General features: G+C 67.6%; 1 pseudogene. It reads left to right on the forward strand.

Annotated features, from left to right (window positions below):
• Positions 1-145: 145 nt before the first annotated feature.
• A pseudogene (locus BN358_RS27830) lies at positions 146-241 on the forward strand (diaminopimelate epimerase); the annotation flags it as partial.

Below are 241 nucleotides of genomic sequence, written 5' to 3' on the forward strand. Positions count from 1 at the left end.
TGGTCACCGGCACCCGGAAGTTCTCCCGCAAACAGCTGGGCTGGTTCCGCAGGGACCCCCGGATCACCTGGCTTCCAGCCGGGCCGGAGAGCGCCGCGTCGATGGCGTCCGCTGTCGGGGGTATCGTGGCCGGAGCCCGAGGGGAGTGAGCATGCAGATCGAGTTCGCGAAGGGTCACGGGACCCGCAATGACTTCGTGCTGTTCGTCGACCCCGACAACCTCTACGACCTGGCCCCAGAG

This window comes from Sedimentibacter sp. B4 (assembly GCF_000309315.1).
In the GTDB taxonomy this organism is placed as follows: Bacteria; Bacillota; Clostridia; order Tissierellales; family Sedimentibacteraceae; genus Sedimentibacter; species Sedimentibacter saalensis.